This is a genomic window from Kribbella sp. NPDC056345, from assembly GCF_042262745.1.
In the GTDB taxonomy this organism is placed as follows: Bacteria; Actinomycetota; Actinomycetes; order Propionibacteriales; family Kribbellaceae; genus Kribbella.
On record NZ_JBHJQQ010000001.1, the window covers coordinates 626468 to 647356 of the forward strand.

Genomic DNA, 20889 nt, shown 5'->3' on the forward strand with positions numbered 1-20889 from the left:
GACGATGGGTATTTTCGACAAGGCCAAGGACGCCCTCGGCGAGCACGGCGACAAGGTGGACGAGGGTATCGAGAAGGCCGGTGACTTCGCCGACGAGAAGACCGGCGGCGAGCACGCGGACAAGATCGACCAGGGCCAGGAGTTCGCCAAGGACCGCCTCGGCAACCTCGGCGGCAACCAGGACGACAACGCCTGACCTTCCGAGCGGCCGCTCGCTCCCGCCTTAATTGACGCGGGAGCGGCGGCGCTTGGGGTTGCAGCCTTGGATCACCGGGATGCCGGGGACCGACTGGGGCTCGGGCGGTACGACGGGACGGTCGGCCGCGAGCACCAGGATCCCGCGCTGGTTCAGGCGGCTGTATTTCGAGTACGGGTCGTCCGGATCGCCGAGCAGGTCGAGGTTCAGCACGATCACGGCCGAGACGTGCTCCTCGGTCGACGCGGCCTCCAGTAGTACGGCGAAGCCGTCCGGATCGGTCAGCGCGTCGTCGACGTGCACGGTCCCGAGCGTGTGTCCCTGAGCTCGCGCGGCCTCGGCGAGCAGCTGTTGCTCCATCCCGATCTCGAAGTGGCGTAGCGAGCATCGCCTGTGCACGTAGCCCAGAGCGAGCGGCATCGGCCGGCTGATCATCATGGTCTACTCACCCCCGTCCGGTGATTGCACCGACCGGGCAAGCCGGTGCACCTGCCGCCGCGTTGCTGGGTACAGCTCGGCGTACGTGCGGAACAATGTCTCGTAGGTGGAGGCGGTCGCCGGGTCCGGGCGGACGGTGTGATCGAGCTCCGCCCAGTCGGTGTCCGGGGCAACCAGTCCGACTCCGATCGCGGCCAGCAGCGCGTCGCCGTACGGGGCGCCGATGGTCTGCGCTGGTACTTGTTGCTCGAGGCCACTGATGTCGCTGACGATCTGCGTCCACAGTCCGCCTTGGGTGCCACCGCCGACCGCGACAACGCGCGCCGGTTGACCGGCCGCGGCCTCGAACTCGGCCACGATCTGGCGGACACCACAGGCAATGCCTTCGTACGTCGCACGCAGCAGATGGCCGCGTCCGTGGCGCAGGGTCAGTCCGGCGATCACACCGCGCGCCAGCGGGTCGTAGATCGGGGTGCGTTCACCGCTGAAGTACGGGAGCATCACCAGGCCCTCACTGCCGGCCGGCACCGCTGCGGCCTCGGTCACCAACGTCTCGAACGGCACTCCCCCGGTCAGATCCTGCAACCAGGTGGTGATGATCCCGGAGGTCGCCATACCGGCGGCCAAGGTGTGTGAGGCCCGCTCGACGCCGGAGGTGGTCCAGAGCCCGCGCACGCTGGTCGGTGCGGCCAGTACCTGGACGAAGAACATCGTTGAGCCGTACATCAGCATCAGGTCGCCCGGCTTCCGGACGCCGACGCTGAAGGCCTCGGCCCAGGCATCGACCGTGCCTGCGACGACCGGTGTGCCCTTGGCCAGACCGGTCGCGGCAGCGGCTGCTTCATGCACGATGCCAACCTGCTCGGCCGGCCACACCAATCGCGGCAAGGCCAGGCCAGGCAGCACTTCCTCAACCCAGTCGGTGGCCCACTGTTGCTTCTGGATGTCGTAGAAAGGGTCGCACTGGCTGGCAGTGTGGTGGTCGAGCACCCACTCACCGGTCAGTTGCGCGACAACGTACGTGTGCGCGCTGAACCACCGGTCATCCGGTCGCCACTCGGAATCCGCCTCACGCCGAAGCCAGGCCAGCTTCGGGCCGATCGCCTGGCTGGACAGGTCCTTGCCACAACGAGCCAGGATCGCCTCCGCACCGAGCCGCTCGGTGATCTCGTCAATCTCCACCGTCGCGCGGGTGTCGACGCCGTACAGGATGGCTTTGCGGCGCGGTTTGAGATGGTCATCGGTCTGTACGACGCAGGGCCCGAGGCCGGAGATGCAGACGGCAGCAATCCTGGTGTCGGGGTTTGCTGCGGTGAGCTCACGCAGCACCTCGACGACATCACCCCACCAGTCCCGCTCGGCATCCATCTCCGCCCACCCCGGCTGCGGAAACGTCGGCGCATGATCGCGCCGCGCGATCGCCACCACAACGCCATCGGTCGTGGTCAGCACACCCTTGGTGCTGCCCGTGCCGATGTCGACGCCGATCACGTGACTCATGCGGTCACTCTCCGGCGTGGGCGGAAGCCGGACAAGGCTGTTCCCCAGGTGTTCAGCAAGACCATGGTTACCAGCAACAAGCCTTGGCAGATGTTCACCACATGCGAGCTGACACTGAGGGACAGCAGGCCGGCGCCGAGGAGCTGCATCGCGATCGCTGCGATCACCACACCGGCGACAGTCAGGTAACCGCCTTCCGGATCCACTCCGGCCAGTACGGCGATCACGACGGCCAGCAGCACGTAGGACGAGCCGTAGTCCGAGTTCGCGCCACCGGCTCGCGCGGAGATGATCAGACCGGCCACCCCACCGAGTGCACCGCTCATCACGTACGTCGCCAGCAGCACGCGGGCCCGACGGATACCACTGAAGTCGGCGGCGGTCGGATTCGCGCCGACCAACCGCATCCGGAACCCCAGCGGGGTCTTCGCGACCACGGTCCCGACGACCACCGCGGCCATCAGCATCACCCAGAAGATCAGCGGTACGCCGGCCACCGTGAGCAAGGCGATTCGGGTGAACGAGTCCGGGAGTCCCTTGATCACAGTCCCGCTCGACGCGACCAACGCGAGTCCTGAGAACAGCTGTCCGGTCGCAAGCGTGGCCAGGATCGGCGGGACGTGTTTGTAGCCGACGAGCAGGCCGTTGACTGCTCCACAGGCCAGTGCGACGCCGACCGCGGCCAGCATCGCCAGACCGGGCGGCTGATGGCCGTTCGTCATGATCAGCGCGGCGACGACGCCGGACAGGTTCGCGATCGATACCACGGACAGGTCGATTCCGGCGGTCAGCATGGTCAACGCCATGGCCAGGCTCAGGATCGCCACCTCGGGTGACGCCAGTTCGACGTACTGGAGGTTCTGGCCGCTGAGGAAGACCGTGGGGTTCAGGATGCCGAACACGACGACGATCGCGACCGCGACCACCAGCAGCCGGATGAAGCTGGCCCGGGTTCCCATGGTGAGCAGCACCCTGCGGAGGCGCTCAGGCATTGGTCACCTCCGGCGCCGGTGCATCCAGGATCGGCCGGATCCGTTGCCGGCGGCTGATCGCGGTCTGCAGGAGGATGCCGCCGATCAGCAGTGCGCCGACCGCCGCGCGCTGCCAGATCGTCGGGATGCCGAGCGGAACGAGCGATGCGGTCACGAGTGAGATCAGCAGTACGCCGAGCACAGCGCCGCGGACGGTGCCTTTACCTCCGGCGATTGCAACGCCGCCAAGAACCACCGCGGCCAGGGTGTCGAGCTCGCGGCCCATGAAGGTGGTCGGGTCGGCCCGTCCGCTCAGCGTGACCGAGACGATCCCGGCGAGCCCAGCGACCGCACCGGCGATCGCGAACACCAGCACGCGCGTGCGTGGCACCGAGATCGCCGCTCTTGAGGCCGCCTCCGCGTCACCGCCGACCGCGAAGACACTGCGCCCGGCGATCGTGAAGTGCAGGAACGCCCACACCAGCACGCACACCACGAGCACGAGCAGGATCAGCACGTTCAGGCTGGTGATCCCGCGGACCTCCCCCTTCACGGTGATCAGGTGCGTCGTACCGAGCGTCTGCAACGGTTGCGGCAGGGTCGAGATCACCTCACCGCCGACGAAGGCGAACATCGCCCCGAGGTAGATCGAGCTGGTCGCCAAGGTCGCGATCAGCACCGACGTCCGGGCCACGATCACCACGGCCGCGTTGATCAGGCCGAGTCCGAGGCCGATCGCCGTACTGATCGCGAAGATCACCACGGCACTGCCGCCCTGCGGGCCGTACTTGATCGTGGCGTAGGCGGAAAGGATGCCGACGGCAAGGAACGAGACGTCGATCCCGCCGGAGACCAGGACCAGCATCACGCCGACCGCGAACAGCATCCCGACCATCGAGGCGGTGAGCACGTTGAAGAGGGTCTGCAGGCCGAAGAAGTCCGGGAACTTCAGGCTGACCCCGAGGATCAGGAGCACCATCAACCCGACCAGGAGGAGCTCCTGGTTCGCCATCACTCGTCTCACGCGGTCACCGCCGCGACCACGGTGTCTTCGCGCAACTGGTCGCCGCTGAGCTCGCGGACGATCCGGCCGCTGCGCACGACGAGCACGCGGTGGCACATCGAGATCAGCTCGGGGACGTCGTCGCTGATGATCAGGACGCCGAGGCCCTGCAGGGACTGGGCATTCAGTTCGCCGAGGATGTCGAACTTGCTGCCGACATCGACACCGACGGTCGGACCGTTCAGGATCAGCACCTTCGGTTCGCCGACCAGCCACTTGCCGAGCAGTACCCGCTGCGCGTTACCACCGGACAGCGAGCGGACCGGGTCGGTCAGCTTGCCGAGCTTGATCCGCAGATCGCGGACCACCCGCGCCTTCCGCCGTTCGATCGCTTGCGAGCTGAGGAAGCCGCGCCGGGCCGGGAGATGGGTCGCGACGATGTTGTCGCCGATGGGCTGGTCGAGGAACAGACCTTGGGTCAACCGATCCTCGGGTACGTACCCGATCCCGGCGGCGACCGCATCGGCGAGGGCGTTGATCGGGGTCGGCCTGCCGAGCACCTCGATCGTGCCGGTCTGGGCGGGCTTCACGCCACAGATCGCCTCGGCGATCTCGGTCCGCCCGGAACCGAGCAATCCGGCCAGGCCGACGATCTCGCCCTGACCGACCTCCAGATCCACATCCGCGAACAGCGGCGCCCGGCCGAGACCGGTCACCTTGAGCGCCGGGGCGCGGCCCTTGTTCCGGGGTGCGACCCGGTCGAAGCTCTGGCTGCCGCGTCCGGTCATCGTCTCGGCCAGCGATGCGTGGGTGAACTCGTCCGGCCGGCCACTCGTCACGACCGCACCGTTGCGCAGGACCGTGACGCGCTCGGCGATCGAGAAGATCTCCTGCATCTTGTGCGAGATGAACGCCAGCGCGACCCCGGCCTGCTTCAGCCGGCCGACCGCCGCGAACAGCGCGTCCACCTCCTTCCAGGTCAGTGCGGTCGTCGGTTCGTCCATCGCGATGAACTTCGCCTCGTGCGCGAGCGCCCGCGCGATCGCGGTCAGCTGCCGCTCCGCCACGGTCAGCTCGCCGACCGGGATGTCCAGCTCGATCTCCACCCCGAGCCGTACGACGGCCCGCTCCGCCAGAGCGCGGGCCGCCGTACGGGAATAGAGACGCCGGCCGCCGGCTACCGAGCCGGGCAGGGCGATGTTCTCGGCCGCGGTCAGATTCGGCATCAGGCTGAAGTCCTGGTAGATGACCTCGATCCCGGCCGACAGCGCCTGCCGCGGCGTGAGGTGGTCGTACGCCGTACCCTCCACGATCACCTGACCCGAGGTCGGCCGGTACGCGCCGCTGATCACCTTCAGCAGCGTGGACTTGCCGCAGCCGTTCTCCCCCACGATGCAGTGCACCTCGCCGGGGCCGAACGCCACGCTGACGTCCGTCAGCGCCTGGACGCCTCCGAAGCGCTTGGAGACGCCGACCGCCTCGACGATGGGTGCTGACATCTGTGCCCGTTCAGAAGTCGTGGATGCTTCGTTACCTCAGAAGTCGTAGTTGCCTCAGAAGTCGTAGTTGCCGACGTCGGCCTTGGTCAGCTTCAGCTGCGCGTTCCCGAGGAACACCTTGGGGTTCTGCGGCGAGACCGTGAGCTTTTCATAACCCTTCACCCCCAGGTTCGTCCCTTCGGCGAGCGGCTTGCCCTCGACGATCAGCTTGGCGGCGCTCAGCATCGCCTCGCCGGCCAGCTGCGGGTCCCACAGGTAGATGGCGTCGATCGAGCCGTCGTCGACGAACGCCTTGGTCTGCGACGGTACGCCGGTGCCGAACACGCAGGTGTCGTTCTGCAGCCCGGCCTCCTTGATCGCGCGGGCGATCCCGGGGACATCCTCCGACGACCCACCCTGGAAGCCGGCCAGCTTCGGGTGCGCCTGGAGCAGCTCCTTGGCCTTGCGGTACGCCTGGTCGCCGTTGTTGTTCGACTCGACCGGCGTACTGACCCGCTTCATGCCGGGGAACTTCTGCTGCTGCAACTCGTAGCCCGCGGTCGCCCAGGCCATGTGCGTCGCGGCGGTCAGCGTGCCGACGAACTGGACGTACTCGCCGCTGCCCTTCATGCAGGCCGCCAGGTCGCCCATGATCGTCTGGCCGTACGTCGCGTTGTCGAACGCCTCGATATCCGCGTCGACGTCGGTCAGGGCCGGCGCCTCGTGGGTGACGACCTTGATCCCGGCCGCCCGCGCCTGCTTGATCACCGGGATCACCGATCCGGGGTCCGACGGCACGATCGCCAGCGCCGCCGGCTTCTGTGCGATCAGGCCCTGGATCAGGCTGACCTGCTGCTCGGGGCTGTTGGTCGACGGTCCGGTCTGGGTCGCGGTCACGTTGGCGGTGGTCGCGAACTGCTTGACGCCCTGGTTCATCCGGTCGAACCACGCAATGCCGGTCAGCTTGACCACATTGATGTAGGCGCCGCCCGCACTGGATGAGGAGGAGGGGTTTCCGGCGGGCGGCGCCGTCTTTCCCTGGTCTACCGTTCCGCATCCGGCCAGCATTGCAATCAGTACAACGCCGGGCACTAGCAGTGACCGCTTCTTCATGCAAAACTCCTCTGGCGCGATCGGCAAACCAGCGCTTGTTTTCGCACGTTTCCGCACGAATCGCTGCACGAATTCGTGCAGCGTGCCTCACTCTGGCGGCTGGTTCCGGTCTATGTCAATGGTGAGTGACGACCCGATTTCGGGCAGTTAGAACCTTACCGGGCCGGTGACCGATGGTTTACAGTCGAGCACCACGGCGTGAGGAAGGTGACGGATGCGGTTACGGCTGAATACGCGCCAGCGCGCGATCCTCCGTGAGGTCGAGGGTCGCGAGTACGTCGAGGTCAAGGATCTGGCCAACCGGCTCGACGTGGACGTCTCGACGATCCGCCGGGACCTGCAAGGACTCGTCGCCGACGACCTGGTCGAACGCCTCCACGGTGGCGTCCGCCGCCGTACCGCCGACAGTCCGCCGGTCGCCTTCGCCACCACCCCCGACAGCGGCGTCGACGCCATCGCGCACACCGCCCGCCGGATGGTCCGCAACGGCGACCGGATCGCCCTCGGCGCCGGCATCTGCATCGACCGCCTGGTCAGCACCCTGCTCGACGTCGAGGACCTGACCGTCGTCACCACCGACCTCCAGTCAGCCGAGCGCCTCAGCCGGCAGCCCAACATCCGCGTCGTCATCGCCGGCGGCGAACTCCGCGACGCCCCCGGCTCCACCGTCGTCTCCGGCGCCGCCACCGCCGAGTTCCTCGCCGCCCAGCAAGCCGACTGGGTCTTCCTCGAGGTCGACGGCATCCACCCCTTCGCCGGTATCACCACCTCCCACGCCTGGCACGTCTCCACCGCCAGAGCCCTGCTCTCCGCCGGCGACCGCCGCGTAGGCCTGGCCCGCTCCCAAGCCTTCGGCGCCCGCTGCGTCGGCTTCATCGCCGAAGCCTCCGAGCTGGACCTGGTCATCACCGACGACCGCCTCACCGACGCCGAACTCCCCGCCTTCGCCGGCCGCATAGTCCGAGCCTCCCTCGACCCCACCGACGACTGGCGCACCGAACAACCCCCGACCTACCACCCACCCCGCCGCCTGTAGCCGGTCCGGGCTCCTTAGGCGGAGGTGGCGAACTGGGTTGTGTGGAGTTCGGCGTACAGGCCGGCGGCGGCTAGGAGCTCTTCGTGGGTGCCGTGTTCGCGGATTTGGCCGTTGTCGAGGACGAGGATCTGGTCGGCGTTGCGGATTGTGGACAGGCGATGGGCGATTACCAGGGAGGTCCGGCCGACGAGGGCGTTGGCCAGGGCGGCTTGTACGGCGGCCTCGGACTCGGAGTCGAGGTGAGCCGTGGCCTCGTCGAGGATGACGATCGACGGGGACTTCAGGAGTAGGCGGGCAATGGCGAGACGCTGGCGTTCGCCACCGGACAAGCGGTAGCCGCGGTCGCCGACGACGGTGTCGAGGCCGTCCGGGAGGCTGTCGATCATGGTCGCGATCTGGGCCGCGGCGAGCGCGTCGTGCAGCTCGGCGTCGGTTGCGTCGGGGCGGGCGAGGAGCAGGTTGGAGCGGATCGTGTCGTGGTACATGTGCGAGTCCTGGGTGACGACACCGATCACGTCATGCAGTGAGCGTTGGGACACCTCGCGGACGTCGTGCCCGCCGACCAGGATCGCGCCGCCGGTGACGTCGTACATGCGGGAGACGAGCGAAGCGAGGGTGGTCTTGCCGGCACCGGATGGGCCGACGACGGCCACCATCTCGCCGGGGCGGACCGAGAAGCTGACACCCTTGAGCACCTCTTCACCGGTCTCGGCCGACAGCGTCGCCACCGACTCGAGCGAGGCGAGTGAGACCTCGGCCGCGGACGGGTAGTGGAAGCGGACCTGGTCGAATTCGATCGACGGCTCGACGTCGGGCGGGAGCTCCTTCGCATCCTTGCGGTCGGCAACCATCGGTGGCAGGTCGAGGACTTCGAGCACCCGCTCGAAGCTGACCAGCGTGGTCATGATGTCGACCTGGACATTGGAGAGCGCGGTCAGCGGGCCGTAGAGCCTGGCCAGGTAGGCGGTGAGCGCAACGACCGTCCCGATCCCAAGAGCACCCTGTACGGCGAAGACGCCGCCGACGCCGTACACGAGTGCCACGGCGAGCGCCGCGACCAGAGTGAGCGAGACGCGGAAGATCCCGGCGTACATGGACGTCGTGACGCCGATGTCGCGCACGCGGGCGGCCTTGTCGGCGAAGTCCTTGGACGACTCCTGGCTGCGACCGAAGATCTTGGCCAGCATCGCGCCGGCGACGTTGAAGCGCTCGGTCATGGTCTGTGCCATGGTCGCGTTCAGCCGGTACGTCTCGGCCGTTGCCTCGCGCAACCGACCGGCCATCAACCGGGCCGGGAGAATGAAGAGCGGCAGCAGGACCAGCGCGAGCAGGGTGATCTGCCACGACATCACGAACATCGCGGCGAGTACCAAGGTGACGCTGAGGACGTTGCTGACGACGTTCGACAGGGTTGAGGTGAAGGCTTGCTGCGCGCCGAGGACGTCCCCGTTCAGACGCTGGATCAGCGCACCGGTCTGGGTGCGGCTGAAGAAGGCGATCGGCATCTGCTGCACGTGGTCGAACACGGAGGTGCGCAGGTCGTAGACGAGCCCCTCGCCGATCCGCGCGGAGAACCAGCGCTGGGCCAGCGTGACGGCACCGCTGACGATCGCGAGCAGAGCCACGACGAGCGCGAGCCAGATGACGAGTGCGGTGTCCTTGGGCACGATGCCGCGGTCGATGATCGCGCGGTACAGCAGCGGGGTGGCCGCGCCGGCGCTGGCGTCGATCGCGACGAGGACGAGGAAGGCGGCCAGGTAGCCGCGATAGGGAACGGCGAAACCGGCGATGCGGCGCAGGGTGCCCGCGGAGAGTTTGTGGTGCCGGACGGAGGAGTCCTTCAGCAGTGAGCGCATCGCCCGTCCACCGCCGCCTCCTGCACCCGGCATTCCGGAGATCTGTGACATCGAGGCCTTTCGGTTCAGGATCAGATATGCTGAGGTTAACTCACTATGAGGCAAACTCACAAGACCTCTCCCCGATAGGCTCACCCCCGTGAATGCGTCCGACGACACCGCGGAACAGATCGCCGCCCAGCTGGACGGCATCGTGCGGAGGCAGCGACGTGCCGCGAAGGCCGAGGTCGAAGGCCTCACCCACGGCCGCTTCCGCGTCCTGCGCACACTCGACCAGGCCGACCGTCCACTCCGCCTGAGCGAGCTCGCCACCCAGCTCGGCATCGTCCCCCGCTCGGCCACCTCGGTCGTCGACGACCTCGAGGCCGGCGGCCTCCTCGCCCGCCAGCCCGACCCACACGACCGCCGCGCCACCCTGGTCGCCCTCACCCCGGCCGGCACCGACCTGCTCACCAAGTTCCGCCGCACCCGCCGCGACGCGATGGTCACCCTCCTCGACCGCCTCACCCCAGCCGAACAGTCCACCCTCCTAGGCCTACTGAACCGCCTCGCCGACGACTGACAGCCTCCCTGAGGTCGGGTACGGCGATCGATAACATCCGAGCGTGCTAAGCGCTCTGCTGGACGGCGTCACGCGAGTGCTACTCGCGGCGGCCGGAATCGTGCTGCTGCCAGTGCTGTGGGTCGAGAACTTCCTGGTCACCTGGACAATCCCGTCCCTGATGGTCTGGGACGTCCTGGCGCTCGCCTTTCTGGCCCGGCAGGTGTGGATCATGCGGCGCGGTCGTGCCGCGGCCGACACCGAGGGGACACCAGCCTGGTTGCTGTCGGCACGGTTGATGCGACTGCGCTACGGGGCATTGCTCATAGCCAGTGCCGCCGGACTGTCGAGCGGGCTGCTGATCGTGGCGGTAGACAGGGACGACGACGGCACCCAGTGGGATCTCTGGATCGTCCGCTTGCTGGCCGCGACGACCGTCGTACTGGCTTGGCTGATTCTGCATGTCGGGTATGCCATGCACTACGCGAACATCTACTTCAGCACCGGCCACGGCATCGCGTTCCCGGGAACCGGTACGCCGAACTTCCTCGACTTCGCGTACTTCGCATTCACGATCGGGGCGACGTTCGCGACGTCCGATGTCGAGGTCACCAACCGGCGGGTCCGGCATGCGGTGATCTGGCATTCGGTGCTGTCGTTCTTCTACAACGCCGCCGTGCTAGGTATCGCGATCGGGGCCTTCACCGGGAAGTGAAGGCCCCTGGCGCGGTCAGCTCCGCAGGTGGTTGATGATGCCGTCGATGTCTTCGATCATGCGGTTGGCACGGATCTCGTGGCCGCCGCCGTCCTCGTACGCCGTGAAGTGGATGCCGGCCTGGTGGAGGGCGGCGCGGAACTCGCGCTGACCGGCCAGGACCTGGGTCTCGTTGGCGTAGTTGAAGGGGTCGGGACCGGGAGAGGTTCCGGCGACCAGGAAGATGCGTTTGCCACGGTAGCGTTCGATGTTCTGCATCGGGTTGTCCATGGTGACTCGATGCTCGTCCCACGGGACGCCGTACACGGTGCCGCCGTTGAGGTCGACGGTCGCCGACGAGGCGTTGGCCCAGTGGACGACCAGGCCGTTGTCGCGGCGGACGCTGGCGGGGCCGGAATGTGAGCTGACGGAGGCGAAGTGACCGAAGTACTTGGCGGTGTACTTGAGCGCTCCGAAGCCACCCATCGAGAACCCGGAGACCGCGCGCCCGGCGAACTCGGCGTACGTGCGGAAGTTGGCGTCGATCCACGGGATCAGCTGGTTGATGTGGAAGCTCTCCCAGTTGCGTGGGCCGACGTTGGTGGTGACCGGGTTGGAGTACCAGCCGGCCTTCCCGCCGTCCGGCATCACGACGATGACCGGCTTCCCCGCGGTCCAGGCGCGGACCCCGGCGGCGTCGAAGGTGATGAAGTCCTGCAGACCCCCGTGCAGCAGGTAGAGAACGGGATAACGCCGGCCACCACTGTTGTGATAGCCATCGGGCAGCAGCACGTTCACCGCGGGCTGCCAGCCGATCTCGGCGGTCTGGAAGCGGTAGTACCACATCCGCGGATCCGACTGGTTGCTGTCGACGACATGCAAGTCGGCGGCGCTGGCCGCGGCGGAGGTAGCCAGAATGGTTCCGGCGCCGAGGCCGGTCGCGACGGTCAGTCCGCCGGCGGCCTTGAGCAGAGTTCTCCGGGTGGGGCGGTGCTCACTCACCATGATCTCCTGGGGAGAGTAGGAACAGTCACCGTAGGTCACGGTGCAGATCTAAGTTAGTACCATAACTTAGGGGTCAGCAGACTCGGAGGAGGGTTGTGACAGGGACTTCGCCCCGGCGCAAGACCGGTGGCCGGCAGGCCCAGATCGGGCTCACGGACATCGAGCGCGAAGGGCTGCGCCTCGGCCTCGCGAACCTCACCGTGAACGGCGTCGCCGGCGCGCTCGGTGTCACCCCGGCCGCGCTGTACCGCCATGTCGACGGCAAGTTCGGCCTGGAGTCGGTCGTCGGCGAGGCGGTCCTCGCCGCACTGCACATCGTCGACGACCCGGCCGACGATCTGGACGCCCACCTGTTGTCGTTCGCCCAGCAGATCCGCGTCTTCGTCCTCGACCGGCCCGGACTGGCGGCGTACATGCAGACTCTGTTCCCGCGCGGTGCTTCCGGGTTGCGGCTCCAGCGCGAGGCGGTCGAGGCGCTCGGACGACGTGGGTACGGCGCTGCCGGCGCGGTGATGTTGTCGGGAACGGTCGCCTCCCTCGCCATCAACCTGACCGCCGCCGAGGAGCGGCACCGCCCGTACCACGACGGCGGCCCGCAGCAACGGGAACTCGAGAAGGTCTACGCGCTGCTCGCGACCGACGAGGTCCTCGCACCCGTCCACGCGGAACTGCCGGCCATCTCCAGCGACGACTACTTCCTGATGGTGATGACCGCCTGCATCCGTGGCCTCACCACCGCAGCCCCGCCCAACCGGCCGGTGATCGAGATCCTCACCGATCTCGGCCTGACCGATTGAGCGGTTCGCTCAATCGACGGGGTCCGCGGCAGAAGCGGTGGTTTGGTCAGGGCATGCGTATTGCGAAGACATCACCCGCCGAGGCGGCCCAGTTGTTGCGGGAGGACCAAGGCCTGCTGCTGGCTGCGGTCGACGGGCTGACCGAGGACGAACTGCGAGCGCCGTACCAGCTGAGCGCGGGACCGCTCGGCCACTTCTGCGACTCGTTGCACGACCTCGTCGGCCATGTGCTGATGTGGGACGAGATCACCCTCGCCGTCCTGTGCGACGCCCGGAACAGGCGACTGCACTGGAGTCTGGATCCGCGTTGGGAGACCCCCGAGATCGGCAGCGCGCTGAATGTCGGCGGTGTCGAGGCCGGTCGGCACCTCCCGCCGCAGTTGACCTTGCATCGCTACCGCAGCGTCGGCGCTGCGCTGCTGGCCGAGATCGAGCAGTACGACGACGCTGCGTGGAACGATCCGGCAACGGGCGGCGGGTACGACGGTGGGATCGGGGCGCTGACCGAGTACGTGTCGACTCCGCCAGGACACGGGGTCTTCGGGCACGCGGCGCGTCACCTGAAGGCCGCATGAACACGCTAGTTGCCGAGAGCATCGACAGCCTGGTCTTCGCCGGTGAGACCCAGGCTCTGCTCAACCGCTTGGCCAACGAGCCGGCCGGTCCTGAGCTCGATCCCTACGAGGCTCTGCTGAAGGATCGCTTGGAGCTCCCGGACCCCGAGCTGGCCGGCACCGTCGATCCGCGGACGAACCCGCGCGATCTCCGGATCGACCTGCCGGGACGCGCACTCGAGGCGCGCGTGTATCAACCGGTTCACACCACCAGACCGGCGCCGGTGGTTCTCTGGCTGCACGGCGGCGGATTCATCGGCGGTCACCTCCGCGACATCGAGTACGCGACCTCCGGGATCGCTGCTGCCGGCAACGTTGTTGTTGTCTCCCTCAACTATCGACTGGCACCGGAGAACCCTTACCCAGCTGGGCTTGACGACGCCGTCGAGACCCTGAGCTGGATCCGCGAACACAGCGTCGACCTGAACGGCGACGGCCGGATCGCGGTCGGTGGTCAGAGCGCCGGTGCCGCGCTCGCTGCCGGAGCGTGTCTCGTTGCCCGGGACAACGGCAGTCCGCTCCCCGACCATCAGATCCTCTGCTACCCCAGTCTCGACCACGATCAGGACACCGAGTCGTACCGGCTGTTCAACGGGACCTTCCTCAGCATCGCCCCCGGTCGCTGGTCATCCGCCCAGTACTTCCCCACCGGCGAACTCCCGGCGCCCGCCGTACCGCTGCGTGCTGAGTCCCTCGCCGGACTCCCGCCCGCCCTCATCCTCGCCGCCGGCCGCGATCCTCTCCGGGACGACGCCCGGCGCTATGCCCAGCGTCTCGATGGACCGGTCAGACTGGTCGAGTACGCCGACACCATGCACGCGTTCCTCAACTTCCCAGCCGTCCTCTCGGCCGGCCGGCATGCTGTCGAGCTGATCGGCGCGCACTTGCGGGAGGTGTTCTAACGGTCGGCGCCGTGGTTGAAGAAGCGCCCCGGGTCGCTGGCCGCGCGCGGCCCGGACGCCATCCACGCGGCGAACTCCTCGGGGAACCGGCGCTCGAGCTCGTCCAGATAAGCGCGCCGTACGTCGATCGTCGCGGCCCAGTGCTCGGATCGCTGCAGCTCGGTGAAGCTGCGGCGCCAGGCCAGGCACAGCTCGGATGCCGACAGCTCGCTCAGCTGATCGGCCGGCTCCAGCTCGGGGAGCGCGAGGTCGGTCGGCTCCACCACGATCCGCTTGACTGGTGCTTTGACCTTGGTCTGCGGCGTCGGATCGATCCAGCCGAGCCAGGCAGCGACCGGCGGCGACGTCCCGGCGACCAGCAGGATCAGGAGCAACACCTCGGATCCGGCGGCCACGCCGTACCCGAGACTCGCCACCGTACTCACACCGGCGAGCGCCGCCCACTGCGGCGCCTGCCGGAACACCTGGGCCGGCGGACGCTCACAGGACAACCCGAAACTGATCGAAATTGAACCGGCCATGAAGGCGGCGAGCAAGAACGTCGCCAAGTTCGGCCCCGGTGACACCAGCACCAGCGCCGCCAGCACACCAATCCCGGCCAGCGCCCCCACAGCCGCGCGCCAGACCCGGGAATACCGCACCTCGACGTACCCCTGCATGTTGCTCCAGTGCCCAATTCAGGCCGAGATCAAGCGATCCCGGCCAGCGTCCCAGCACCGCCACTTTCAGAGTAGGCCGCAACAACTCCGACGGAAAGTGATGGTGGGCAGCTGTCGATTCGGGCGCAGCCTGTTCGTCGGGTTCAGGTAACCGACCTGCGAAGGAGGACACCCTGATGAGTGCCGACGATGTGTTCCCGATCGTGACCACCGCCGACCTGGACCGGCTACTGGCCTTCTACACCGACGCCCTCGGCGCGACCGAGCACTACCGCTTCCCACCCGAGGGCCCACCCGGCTACGTCGGACTCCACGTCGGCAAGGCCTCCCTCGGCCTCGGCCACGACCCCGACCACCAGCCCGCCGCCGGTTCGATCGCCCTCTGGTTCTACGTCGATGACTGCGACGCCATCACCACGCGAATCCGCCAGACCGGCGCCCGCATCCTCGAGGAGCCGACCGACCAGCCCTGGGGCGAACGCATAGCCCGAGCCCAGGACCCCGACGGCAACACCCTCATCCTCGGCCAACGCCCTCCATCCCCCGAAGGACAGGACGTATAACCCCAGCACCAACTCCGCCACGCTCACCACAGCGAGCGCCGGCTCGCACCCGCTGGGCGGTGGCTGTCGCTTGCGTGCTGGAATACCTCACCATGACCATCCGGATTGCGATCGCCGGCGCCGCCCATCCGCATGCGGCGTACGTGACTGCTGAGGTTGACCGGTACGACGAGTTCGAGCTCGTGGCCGTGGCTGACCCCGACCGCGCTGTCGCCGAGAGGTATGCCGCTCCCTATCGCGCGCAGGTCTTCACCGACCACCAACGGATGCTTGCGGAGACCAGACCGGATGTTGTGATGGTGGCGGGGATCTACGGCGACCGTGGCCGTGCTGTCGTGGATGCCCTCGACGCCGGCGCCCATGTCCTGTCCGACAAACCTCTCTGTACGTCGCTCGCCGATCTGACCGCGATCTCCGAAGCCGCGCACCGCAACAGCCGGCATGTCGCCCTGCTGCTCGAGAAGCGCTACTACCCAGAGACCCTCGCGGCCATCGAGCTCGTACGGTCCGGCGAGCTGGGCACGATCCATGGCGTCGTCTCGGCCGGCCCGCACAAGCTCAACCGCCCGTCCCGTCCGGAGTGGTTCTTCGATCGCAGCCGGTACGGCGGTCTCCTCAACGATCTCGCCGTCCACGACATCGACGCGGCCCTCTACTTCACCGGCCTCACCACTGGCACCGTCAGCGGCGCCCTCGCCGGTGAACCGGACTTCCCCCGCTACGGCACCGCGACGCTCACCGGCCCCGGCGTCCTCATCACTGCGGGCGTCGACTGGCTCACGCCCGCGGCCTCTCCCCTGCACGGCGACTACCGGATGAAGCTCATCGGCACCGAAGGCACCGCCGAACTCCAATGGGCCCGGCACCGCCTGATCCTGACCACCACCGAGAAGCCGCCGTACGACGTCCCGCTGCCGCCCGGCCACCGCCCGGCCGAGCTCCCGCTGCAAGCACTTGCCACCGGCAACGAACCGGAGATCGCCACCAGCCACAGCCTGCTGGTCACGCGACTCGCCCTGCTCGCCCAGCAATCGGCGGAGAGCGACAACCTCCCGCTGCCCTGGACGAGCTGACCGAAGGAGGTCCTATGCGCTTCGCCCTCATAGGTGCCGGTGCGAACGGTACCGTCCACGCCCGCCTCATCGAAGCCCTCGACGACGATCTCGTCGCGGTCGTCGACCACGACCTCGACCGTGCGCAACAGCTCGCCGACCAGTACGGCGCTCGCGCCTACGCCACAGCGGCCAGTGCGTACGCCGAGGTCGATGCCGTCAGCATCTGTCTGCCCAGTGCATTGCACGCGGACGCCGCGATCGAAGCCTTGTACGCCGGCAAGCACGTGCTGGTCGAGAAGCCGGTGGACATCACGCTCGCCGCGGCCGACCGCCTCATCGCCGTGCAACAGGAGACCGGGCTGACGGTGTCTGTCATCAGCCAGCGCCGCTTCCAGGAACCGGTACGCACGATCAAGGACGCGGTCGACTCCGGTGCACTCGGGCGGATCACGTCCGGGATCGTCGAGTCCGCGTTCTACCGGCCGCAGTCGTACTACGACGGCGACGGCTGGCGCGGGACGCTCGCCATCGACGGCGGCGGCGCCCTGATGAACCAAGGCATCCACGCCCTGGATCTCCTGGTGTGGATGCTGGGTAAGCCGGTCCAAGTCAGCGCACGGACTGGGCAGCTCGCCCACGAGAACATCGAGGTCGAAGACGTCGCCGCCGCCACCATCACCTTCGAGAGCGGCGCCATCGGCGTACTCCTAGCCAGTACGGCGGCCTACCCCGGAAGCCCAGTCCGCCTGTCGATCCACGGCGACCGCGGCACAGCCACCATGGACGACGACCGCCTAGTCGCTCTAACCACCGCAGGTGCGGTGGGTGAGGGCTTGGGCCTGGTTGGAGAGCGGAGTGCGGTGGAGTTGGCGCATCTGGCGCAGTATCGGGACTTTGTGGGGGCGGTGACTGAGGGGCGGGCGCCGGCGGTCGGGTTGGCTGATGGGCGGCGTTCGTTGGCGACCGTGCTTGCCGTGTACGAGTCCGCGCGCCGAGGGCGCCCAGTCGAGTTGGACGAATGAACGTGTTCCGCATCGCTCTGGTCGGGACCGAGAACAGCCATGCCCGCGAGATCGTCCACCACCTCAACGTGCACCCGATCACTGACGCCGCCCGGATCGTGGCTCTCGTGGGCTCCGATGACGAGCACAACCGTGCGCTTGCCGCCGCCGGCGCGATCACGCAGCTCGTCCCGACGTCCACCGAGCTGATCGGCAGTGTCGACGCCCTGATCGTCACCAACCGCGATGGCGCGCTCCACCGCGAGCACGCCGTACCGTTCCTCGACGCCGGTGTCCCGGTCTGGGTCGACAAACCGATGGCAGCCAGTACGGCGGACGCCCGGGCCATCATCGATGCCGCGAATCGCACCAGCACCCCGGTCACGTCGTACTCGGCCGTCCGCTGGCTCGCCGACACGGAAACCCTTGCCCAAGGCACCCAACAGGTCGGCGAACTCCAGGCGATCACCGTGACCGGCCCGGCCGATCCCGCCAGCGAGTACAGCGGCATCTTCTTCTACGGCATCCACACCGCCGACCTCGCCCAGCGCCTCGCCCCCGGCGAGCCCGAAGACCTCCAGGTCGAGCAAACAGCAGCAACCGTCATCGCCCGCTACCGCAGCAACGGCGTCCTCGTCACGCTCCAACTCGTGAAGCCGACCGATACCGGCCGCGTCCCGTTCCACGCCGAGATCGTCGGCCGCGAGGGACTCGTGAGCCACGACGTGCGGCTCGACGCGCAGTACGTCGTACCCGGTCTGAAGGTCTTCCTCGAGCTGCTCGCCACCGGCCGAGCACCGCTCGACGACGCGACTCTGCTCGCGCCGATCACGGTCCTCGAACAGATCAACGCGCAGCTCAGCTAACCAGGAGCTCGGCGGCGCGCGTCGTACCGTCCGTGTCGATGGTCGGCGCCACCGCCTGCGCCCGAGCGAGCGTCTCGGGCGCCAGGGTGACGCTGAGGCCCGCACTCAACGACTCGAGCGTCGGATCCGAATCCTGGTAGCCGATACCGAGTTCAGCAACTCGCGCGGCCCACCGGGGCTGATCGACGAGGCGCGGTACGACGAGTTGCGGCGTACCGGCCTTGGCCGCGGTCGTGGTGGTCCCGGCACCACCGTGATGGATGACCGTGGCCACCCGCGGGAACAGGGCCTGCTGGTTGACCTCGCCGATCTCGAACGTGTCCTTCCGATCGTCGATCGCCGCGAGCTCCGCCCACCCGCGCCCCAGCAACACCCGACGCCCGTGAGCTCGGGCCGCCTCGATCGTCAGGCGGGCGATGTCCTTCGGCGCATGAGCGGCCATGCTGCCGAACCCGACGTACACGGGTGGTTCGCCGGCATCGAGAAAGGCCTCCAGATCAGCCGGGAGCGGACGGTGGTCGGGCAGCGTCCAGGCACCGATCTGAAGAACGTCGTCCACATCGGCCGGCCAGAGCGTCGGGTCTGCAGCCAGCCACGACTGCTCGGTGCGGACATATGACCGTACGTCGTCCACCGGTGGCAGGCCGATGGCCGACCGATTGCTGTTCAGCGCCTCGAGGTACAGCTCATTCGTCTTCGCGGCCGGTAGCCCGAGGGTGTGGAACGAGGCAAACGCGTACCCGATGCCGAGCTTGTCGGCCACGTCCCGGGCGCCGGCCGGCATCAGCCCGGTGGCGACGATCGCCTTGGCCCCCTGCGCGAGCTTCGGCAGTACGGCGAAACGCGCAGCGACCAGATCGGGCGCCAACCGGAGCGCGTCCTCTCGGGTGGGCGGCTTCGGGTTGTTCACCACCGAACGCACCGACGGGCCCAGTGGGACCAGCGGTACGCCGGCCCGGTCCAGTAGCACCTGGAACTCCTCGTCGGGTGGTGCACACAGCACGACCTCAGCGCCGTACTGCTGCAACCGGACCGCAAGTCCCGCCAGCGGTTCGACATCTCCGCGCGATCCCCAGGTCAGCAACACAAACCGCATCCGCACATCCCCTCGACTCGTAAGGGCAGAGTAGGCTGCAATTGGGGCAGGATCCATGGATCCGCGGCGGCGTGGGGTGCGTCCGAACCTACGCTCGGGGTTGTTTCTCAGGAGGGGGTAGGTCAGTGCGTAGTCAACTGTTCGCTGCGGAGAACCAGGAGCAGGAGTCGGCGCAGCCGGGACTGCGGCTGCAGAACTCGAAGCTGCTGAAGGTCGAACTGCGGGGCGAGGTGTTCGCGCGGCAGGGTGCGATGGTCGCGTACCAGGGCAACGTGCAGTTCGAGGCGCAGGGGTCCGGCGGGATCGGCAAGTTCATCAAGCAGAAGCTGACCGGCGAGGGTATCCCGCTGATGAAGATGAAGGGGCAGGGCGATGTCTTCCTCGCCGACCGCGCCTCCGACGTCTATCTGATCGACCTCGAAGGCCCGCACGACGGGCTCAGCATCAACGGCGCCAACGTGCTCGCGTTCGAGCCGACGCTGAGCTGGGACATCCAGCGCGTCCAGGGCATGGGCATGATGTCGAACGCCGGCCTGTTCAACTGCACGTTCTCCGGCCAGGGCCGGCTCGCGATCACCTGCAAGGGAACCCCGGTGGTGCTGACGGTGGACCAGCCGACGTACGCCGACCCGCAGGCCGCGATCGCCTGGTCGACCAACCTGCAGACCGGCTACCAGCGCGCCGACCAGATCGGCCTCGGTACCCTGCTCGGCCGGACCACGGGTGAGGCGTTCACGATGAGCTTCGCCGGCCAGGGCTTCGTCGTCGTCCAGCCGTCCGAGGAGCCGCCCGGCGGCGCCATCGGCGGGACTGGCAGCGGCACCCAGAGCGGCCAGGACGGTGGCGTCGGCGGCGTCCTCGGTGGGCTACTCGGCGGACGCTAGCCCCTCGCAGATATCCCAAGCCGCTTGCTGGAGGAGGGTCGCGGTGTCCGCATCGAGGCCCTTCACCGGCACGTCGATCCCGACCGGATCCTCCGCCAGTAAGGTGATCAGGAACACGCACGCCGCCAGGTAGCTACCGGCCAGGGCCGGGTGGCTGTTGTCCTGGTCATGCAGCACGGGTTCGTCATGGGTGGCGAGGAACCGTTCCCACACCATCCCGACCGGGATCAGCGTCGCACCCAGCTCAACCGCAGCCCCGCCGTACGCGCTCGTGAGGGCAGCCTGGGTCTCCGGCGCGTTCCGGCGCGCCCACGTCAGGTAGAGCGCAGTCCGCGCCCCGGCCGCCTTGATCGCGGCATCGAAGTCCCGCGCGCTCTCCCGGAACCGCTCCGGACTCTTCACCGGCAACGTGCTCTGCTCCTGCAGCACGACCACGTCGTACCCGCCGCCCGCAAGCGCCGCCAACGCCTTCCCCGCATTCAAATGCTGCCGCAGCGAGGCCCCACCGGCCTGGATCAGCGTCGACTCAACCTCGATACCCCGCGCCCCAGCCAACCCCTTCAACAGCCCAGGCAGGTTGTTCCGCGCCGTAAAACTGTTCCCGACAAAGAGAATCCGCAC

Annotated in this window: 23 protein-coding genes; 12 read left to right on the forward strand and 11 right to left on the reverse strand. The window is 68.0% G+C overall.

The window, feature by feature from the left end:
• The first annotated feature begins 4 nt into the window (after positions 1 to 4).
• Complete coding sequence (locus ACFCV3_RS02845) at positions 5 to 196, forward strand: antitoxin (RefSeq protein WP_376025517.1); 192 nt, start codon at positions 5 to 7, stop codon at positions 194 to 196.
• A 27-nt stretch (positions 197 to 223) separates the two neighbouring features.
• Here ACFCV3_RS02845 and ACFCV3_RS02850 read toward each other — a convergent pair whose 3' ends face one another.
• The 6 genes from ACFCV3_RS02850 to ACFCV3_RS02875 are packed head-to-tail and all read right to left on the reverse strand — an operon-like array spanning position 224 to position 6699.
• The gene (locus ACFCV3_RS02850; RefSeq protein ID WP_376025519.1) at positions 224 to 634 is read right to left on the reverse strand and encodes a hypothetical protein; all 411 of its coding nucleotides are present in this window, start codon (positions 632 to 634) and stop codon (positions 224 to 226) included.
• Positions 635 to 637: 3 nt separating this feature from the next.
• Positions 638 to 2134, reverse strand: coding sequence for an FGGY-family carbohydrate kinase (locus ACFCV3_RS02855; protein WP_376025521.1), 1497 nt, complete (start codon positions 2132 to 2134; stop codon positions 638 to 640).
• Positions 2131 to 3126, reverse strand: a complete 996-nt coding sequence (locus ACFCV3_RS02860; protein WP_376025522.1) for an ABC transporter permease — start codon at positions 3124 to 3126, stop codon at positions 2131 to 2133. Before ACFCV3_RS02860 ends, ACFCV3_RS02855 begins: the two co-directional genes overlap by 4 nt.
• Positions 3119 to 4129, reverse strand: coding sequence for an ABC transporter permease (locus tag ACFCV3_RS02865; RefSeq protein ID WP_376025524.1), 1011 nt, complete (start codon positions 4127 to 4129; stop codon positions 3119 to 3121). The genes ACFCV3_RS02860 and ACFCV3_RS02865 overlap by 8 nt, the downstream gene beginning before the upstream one ends.
• Positions 4126 to 5607 carry a sugar ABC transporter ATP-binding protein gene (locus ACFCV3_RS02870; RefSeq protein WP_376025526.1) on the reverse strand — a complete coding sequence of 494 codons (1482 nt, stop codon included), beginning with the start codon at positions 5605 to 5607 and terminating at the stop codon, positions 4126 to 4128. The genes ACFCV3_RS02865 and ACFCV3_RS02870 overlap by 4 nt, the downstream gene beginning before the upstream one ends.
• Before the next feature lie 54 nt (positions 5608 to 5661).
• Complete coding sequence (locus tag ACFCV3_RS02875) at positions 5662 to 6699, reverse strand: autoinducer 2 ABC transporter substrate-binding protein (protein ID WP_376025528.1); 1038 nt, start codon at positions 6697 to 6699, stop codon at positions 5662 to 5664.
• 214 nt (positions 6700 to 6913) lie between these two features.
• On the opposite strand from ACFCV3_RS02875, the gene ACFCV3_RS02880 reads away from it, so the two are divergent.
• Positions 6914 to 7735 carry a DeoR/GlpR family DNA-binding transcription regulator gene (locus ACFCV3_RS02880; protein WP_376025529.1) on the forward strand — a complete coding sequence of 274 codons (822 nt, stop codon included), beginning with the start codon at positions 6914 to 6916 and terminating at the stop codon, positions 7733 to 7735.
• 14 nt (positions 7736 to 7749) lie between these two features.
• Here ACFCV3_RS02880 and ACFCV3_RS02885 read toward each other — a convergent pair whose 3' ends face one another.
• A complete protein-coding gene (locus tag ACFCV3_RS02885) occupies positions 7750 to 9591 on the reverse strand; it encodes an ABC transporter ATP-binding protein (protein WP_376025530.1) in 1842 nt (613 codons plus the stop codon).
• A 139-nt stretch (positions 9592 to 9730) separates the two neighbouring features.
• On the opposite strand from ACFCV3_RS02885, the gene ACFCV3_RS02890 reads away from it, so the two are divergent.
• On the forward strand, positions 9731 to 10153 hold the full coding sequence (locus ACFCV3_RS02890) for a MarR family winged helix-turn-helix transcriptional regulator (RefSeq protein WP_376025532.1): 423 nt from the start codon (positions 9731 to 9733) through the stop codon (positions 10151 to 10153).
• 43 nt (positions 10154 to 10196) lie between these two features.
• Positions 10197 to 10847: a DUF1345 domain-containing protein gene (locus ACFCV3_RS02895; protein WP_376025534.1), complete on the forward strand. Its 651-nt coding sequence runs from the start codon at positions 10197 to 10199 to the stop codon at positions 10845 to 10847.
• A gap of 15 nt (positions 10848 to 10862) precedes the next feature.
• Here the strand turns inward: ACFCV3_RS02895 and ACFCV3_RS02900 are convergent, their stop codons facing one another.
• Positions 10863 to 11828 (reverse strand): alpha/beta hydrolase, encoded by a 966-nt coding sequence (locus ACFCV3_RS02900; protein WP_376025536.1) that lies wholly within the window; start codon positions 11826 to 11828, stop codon positions 10863 to 10865.
• 98 nt (positions 11829 to 11926) lie between these two features.
• Between ACFCV3_RS02900 and ACFCV3_RS02905 the strand changes: the two genes are divergently transcribed.
• The 3 genes from ACFCV3_RS02905 to ACFCV3_RS02915 are packed head-to-tail and all read left to right on the forward strand — an operon-like array spanning position 11927 to position 14144.
• Entirely contained in the window at positions 11927 to 12628 is a 702-nt protein-coding gene (locus ACFCV3_RS02905) for a hypothetical protein (RefSeq protein WP_376025538.1), read from the forward strand.
• A 53-nt stretch (positions 12629 to 12681) separates the two neighbouring features.
• A complete protein-coding gene (locus ACFCV3_RS02910; RefSeq protein ID WP_376025540.1) occupies positions 12682 to 13203 on the forward strand; it encodes a DinB family protein in 522 nt (173 codons plus the stop codon).
• Positions 13200 to 14144, forward strand: coding sequence for an alpha/beta hydrolase (locus tag ACFCV3_RS02915; protein WP_376025542.1), 945 nt, complete (start codon positions 13200 to 13202; stop codon positions 14142 to 14144). The genes ACFCV3_RS02910 and ACFCV3_RS02915 overlap by 4 nt, the downstream gene beginning before the upstream one ends.
• Here ACFCV3_RS02915 and ACFCV3_RS02920 read toward each other — a convergent pair.
• The gene (locus ACFCV3_RS02920; protein ID WP_376025544.1) at positions 14141 to 14803 is read right to left on the reverse strand and encodes a hypothetical protein; all 663 of its coding nucleotides are present in this window, start codon (positions 14801 to 14803) and stop codon (positions 14141 to 14143) included. The two genes, ACFCV3_RS02915 and ACFCV3_RS02920, sit on opposite strands and share 4 nt — an antisense overlap.
• A 176-nt stretch (positions 14804 to 14979) precedes the next feature.
• Between ACFCV3_RS02920 and ACFCV3_RS02925 the strand changes: the two genes are divergently transcribed.
• The 4 genes from ACFCV3_RS02925 to ACFCV3_RS02940 all read left to right on the forward strand — a co-directional run bounded on the left by ACFCV3_RS02925 (position 14980) and on the right by ACFCV3_RS02940 (position 18288).
• Positions 14980 to 15366, forward strand: coding sequence for a VOC family protein (locus ACFCV3_RS02925; protein ID WP_376025546.1), 387 nt, complete (start codon positions 14980 to 14982; stop codon positions 15364 to 15366).
• A gap of 92 nt (positions 15367 to 15458) precedes the next feature.
• Positions 15459 to 16439: a Gfo/Idh/MocA family protein gene (locus ACFCV3_RS02930; protein WP_376025548.1), complete on the forward strand. Its 981-nt coding sequence runs from the start codon at positions 15459 to 15461 to the stop codon at positions 16437 to 16439.
• Between the two features lie 14 nt (positions 16440 to 16453).
• Complete coding sequence (locus tag ACFCV3_RS02935) at positions 16454 to 17443, forward strand: Gfo/Idh/MocA family protein (RefSeq protein WP_376025550.1); 990 nt, start codon at positions 16454 to 16456, stop codon at positions 17441 to 17443.
• The gene (locus ACFCV3_RS02940; RefSeq protein WP_376025552.1) at positions 17440 to 18288 is read left to right on the forward strand and encodes a Gfo/Idh/MocA family oxidoreductase; all 849 of its coding nucleotides are present in this window, start codon (positions 17440 to 17442) and stop codon (positions 18286 to 18288) included. The genes ACFCV3_RS02935 and ACFCV3_RS02940 overlap by 4 nt, the downstream gene beginning before the upstream one ends.
• Here ACFCV3_RS02940 and ACFCV3_RS02945 read toward each other — a convergent pair.
• The gene (locus ACFCV3_RS02945) at positions 18281 to 19384 is read right to left on the reverse strand and encodes a glycosyltransferase (protein ID WP_376025554.1); all 1104 of its coding nucleotides are present in this window, start codon (positions 19382 to 19384) and stop codon (positions 18281 to 18283) included. The two genes, ACFCV3_RS02940 and ACFCV3_RS02945, sit on opposite strands and share 8 nt — an antisense overlap.
• A 125-nt stretch (positions 19385 to 19509) precedes the next feature.
• Here ACFCV3_RS02945 and ACFCV3_RS02950 point away from each other — a divergent pair, with 125 nt between their 5' ends.
• The gene (locus ACFCV3_RS02950; RefSeq protein WP_132415606.1) at positions 19510 to 20268 is read left to right on the forward strand and encodes an AIM24 family protein; all 759 of its coding nucleotides are present in this window, start codon (positions 19510 to 19512) and stop codon (positions 20266 to 20268) included.
• Here the strand turns inward: ACFCV3_RS02950 and ACFCV3_RS02955 are convergent.
• Positions 20251 to 20889 carry a hypothetical protein gene (locus ACFCV3_RS02955; protein WP_376025556.1) on the reverse strand — a complete coding sequence of 213 codons (639 nt, stop codon included), beginning with the start codon at positions 20887 to 20889 and terminating at the stop codon, positions 20251 to 20253. The two genes, ACFCV3_RS02950 and ACFCV3_RS02955, sit on opposite strands and share 18 nt — an antisense overlap.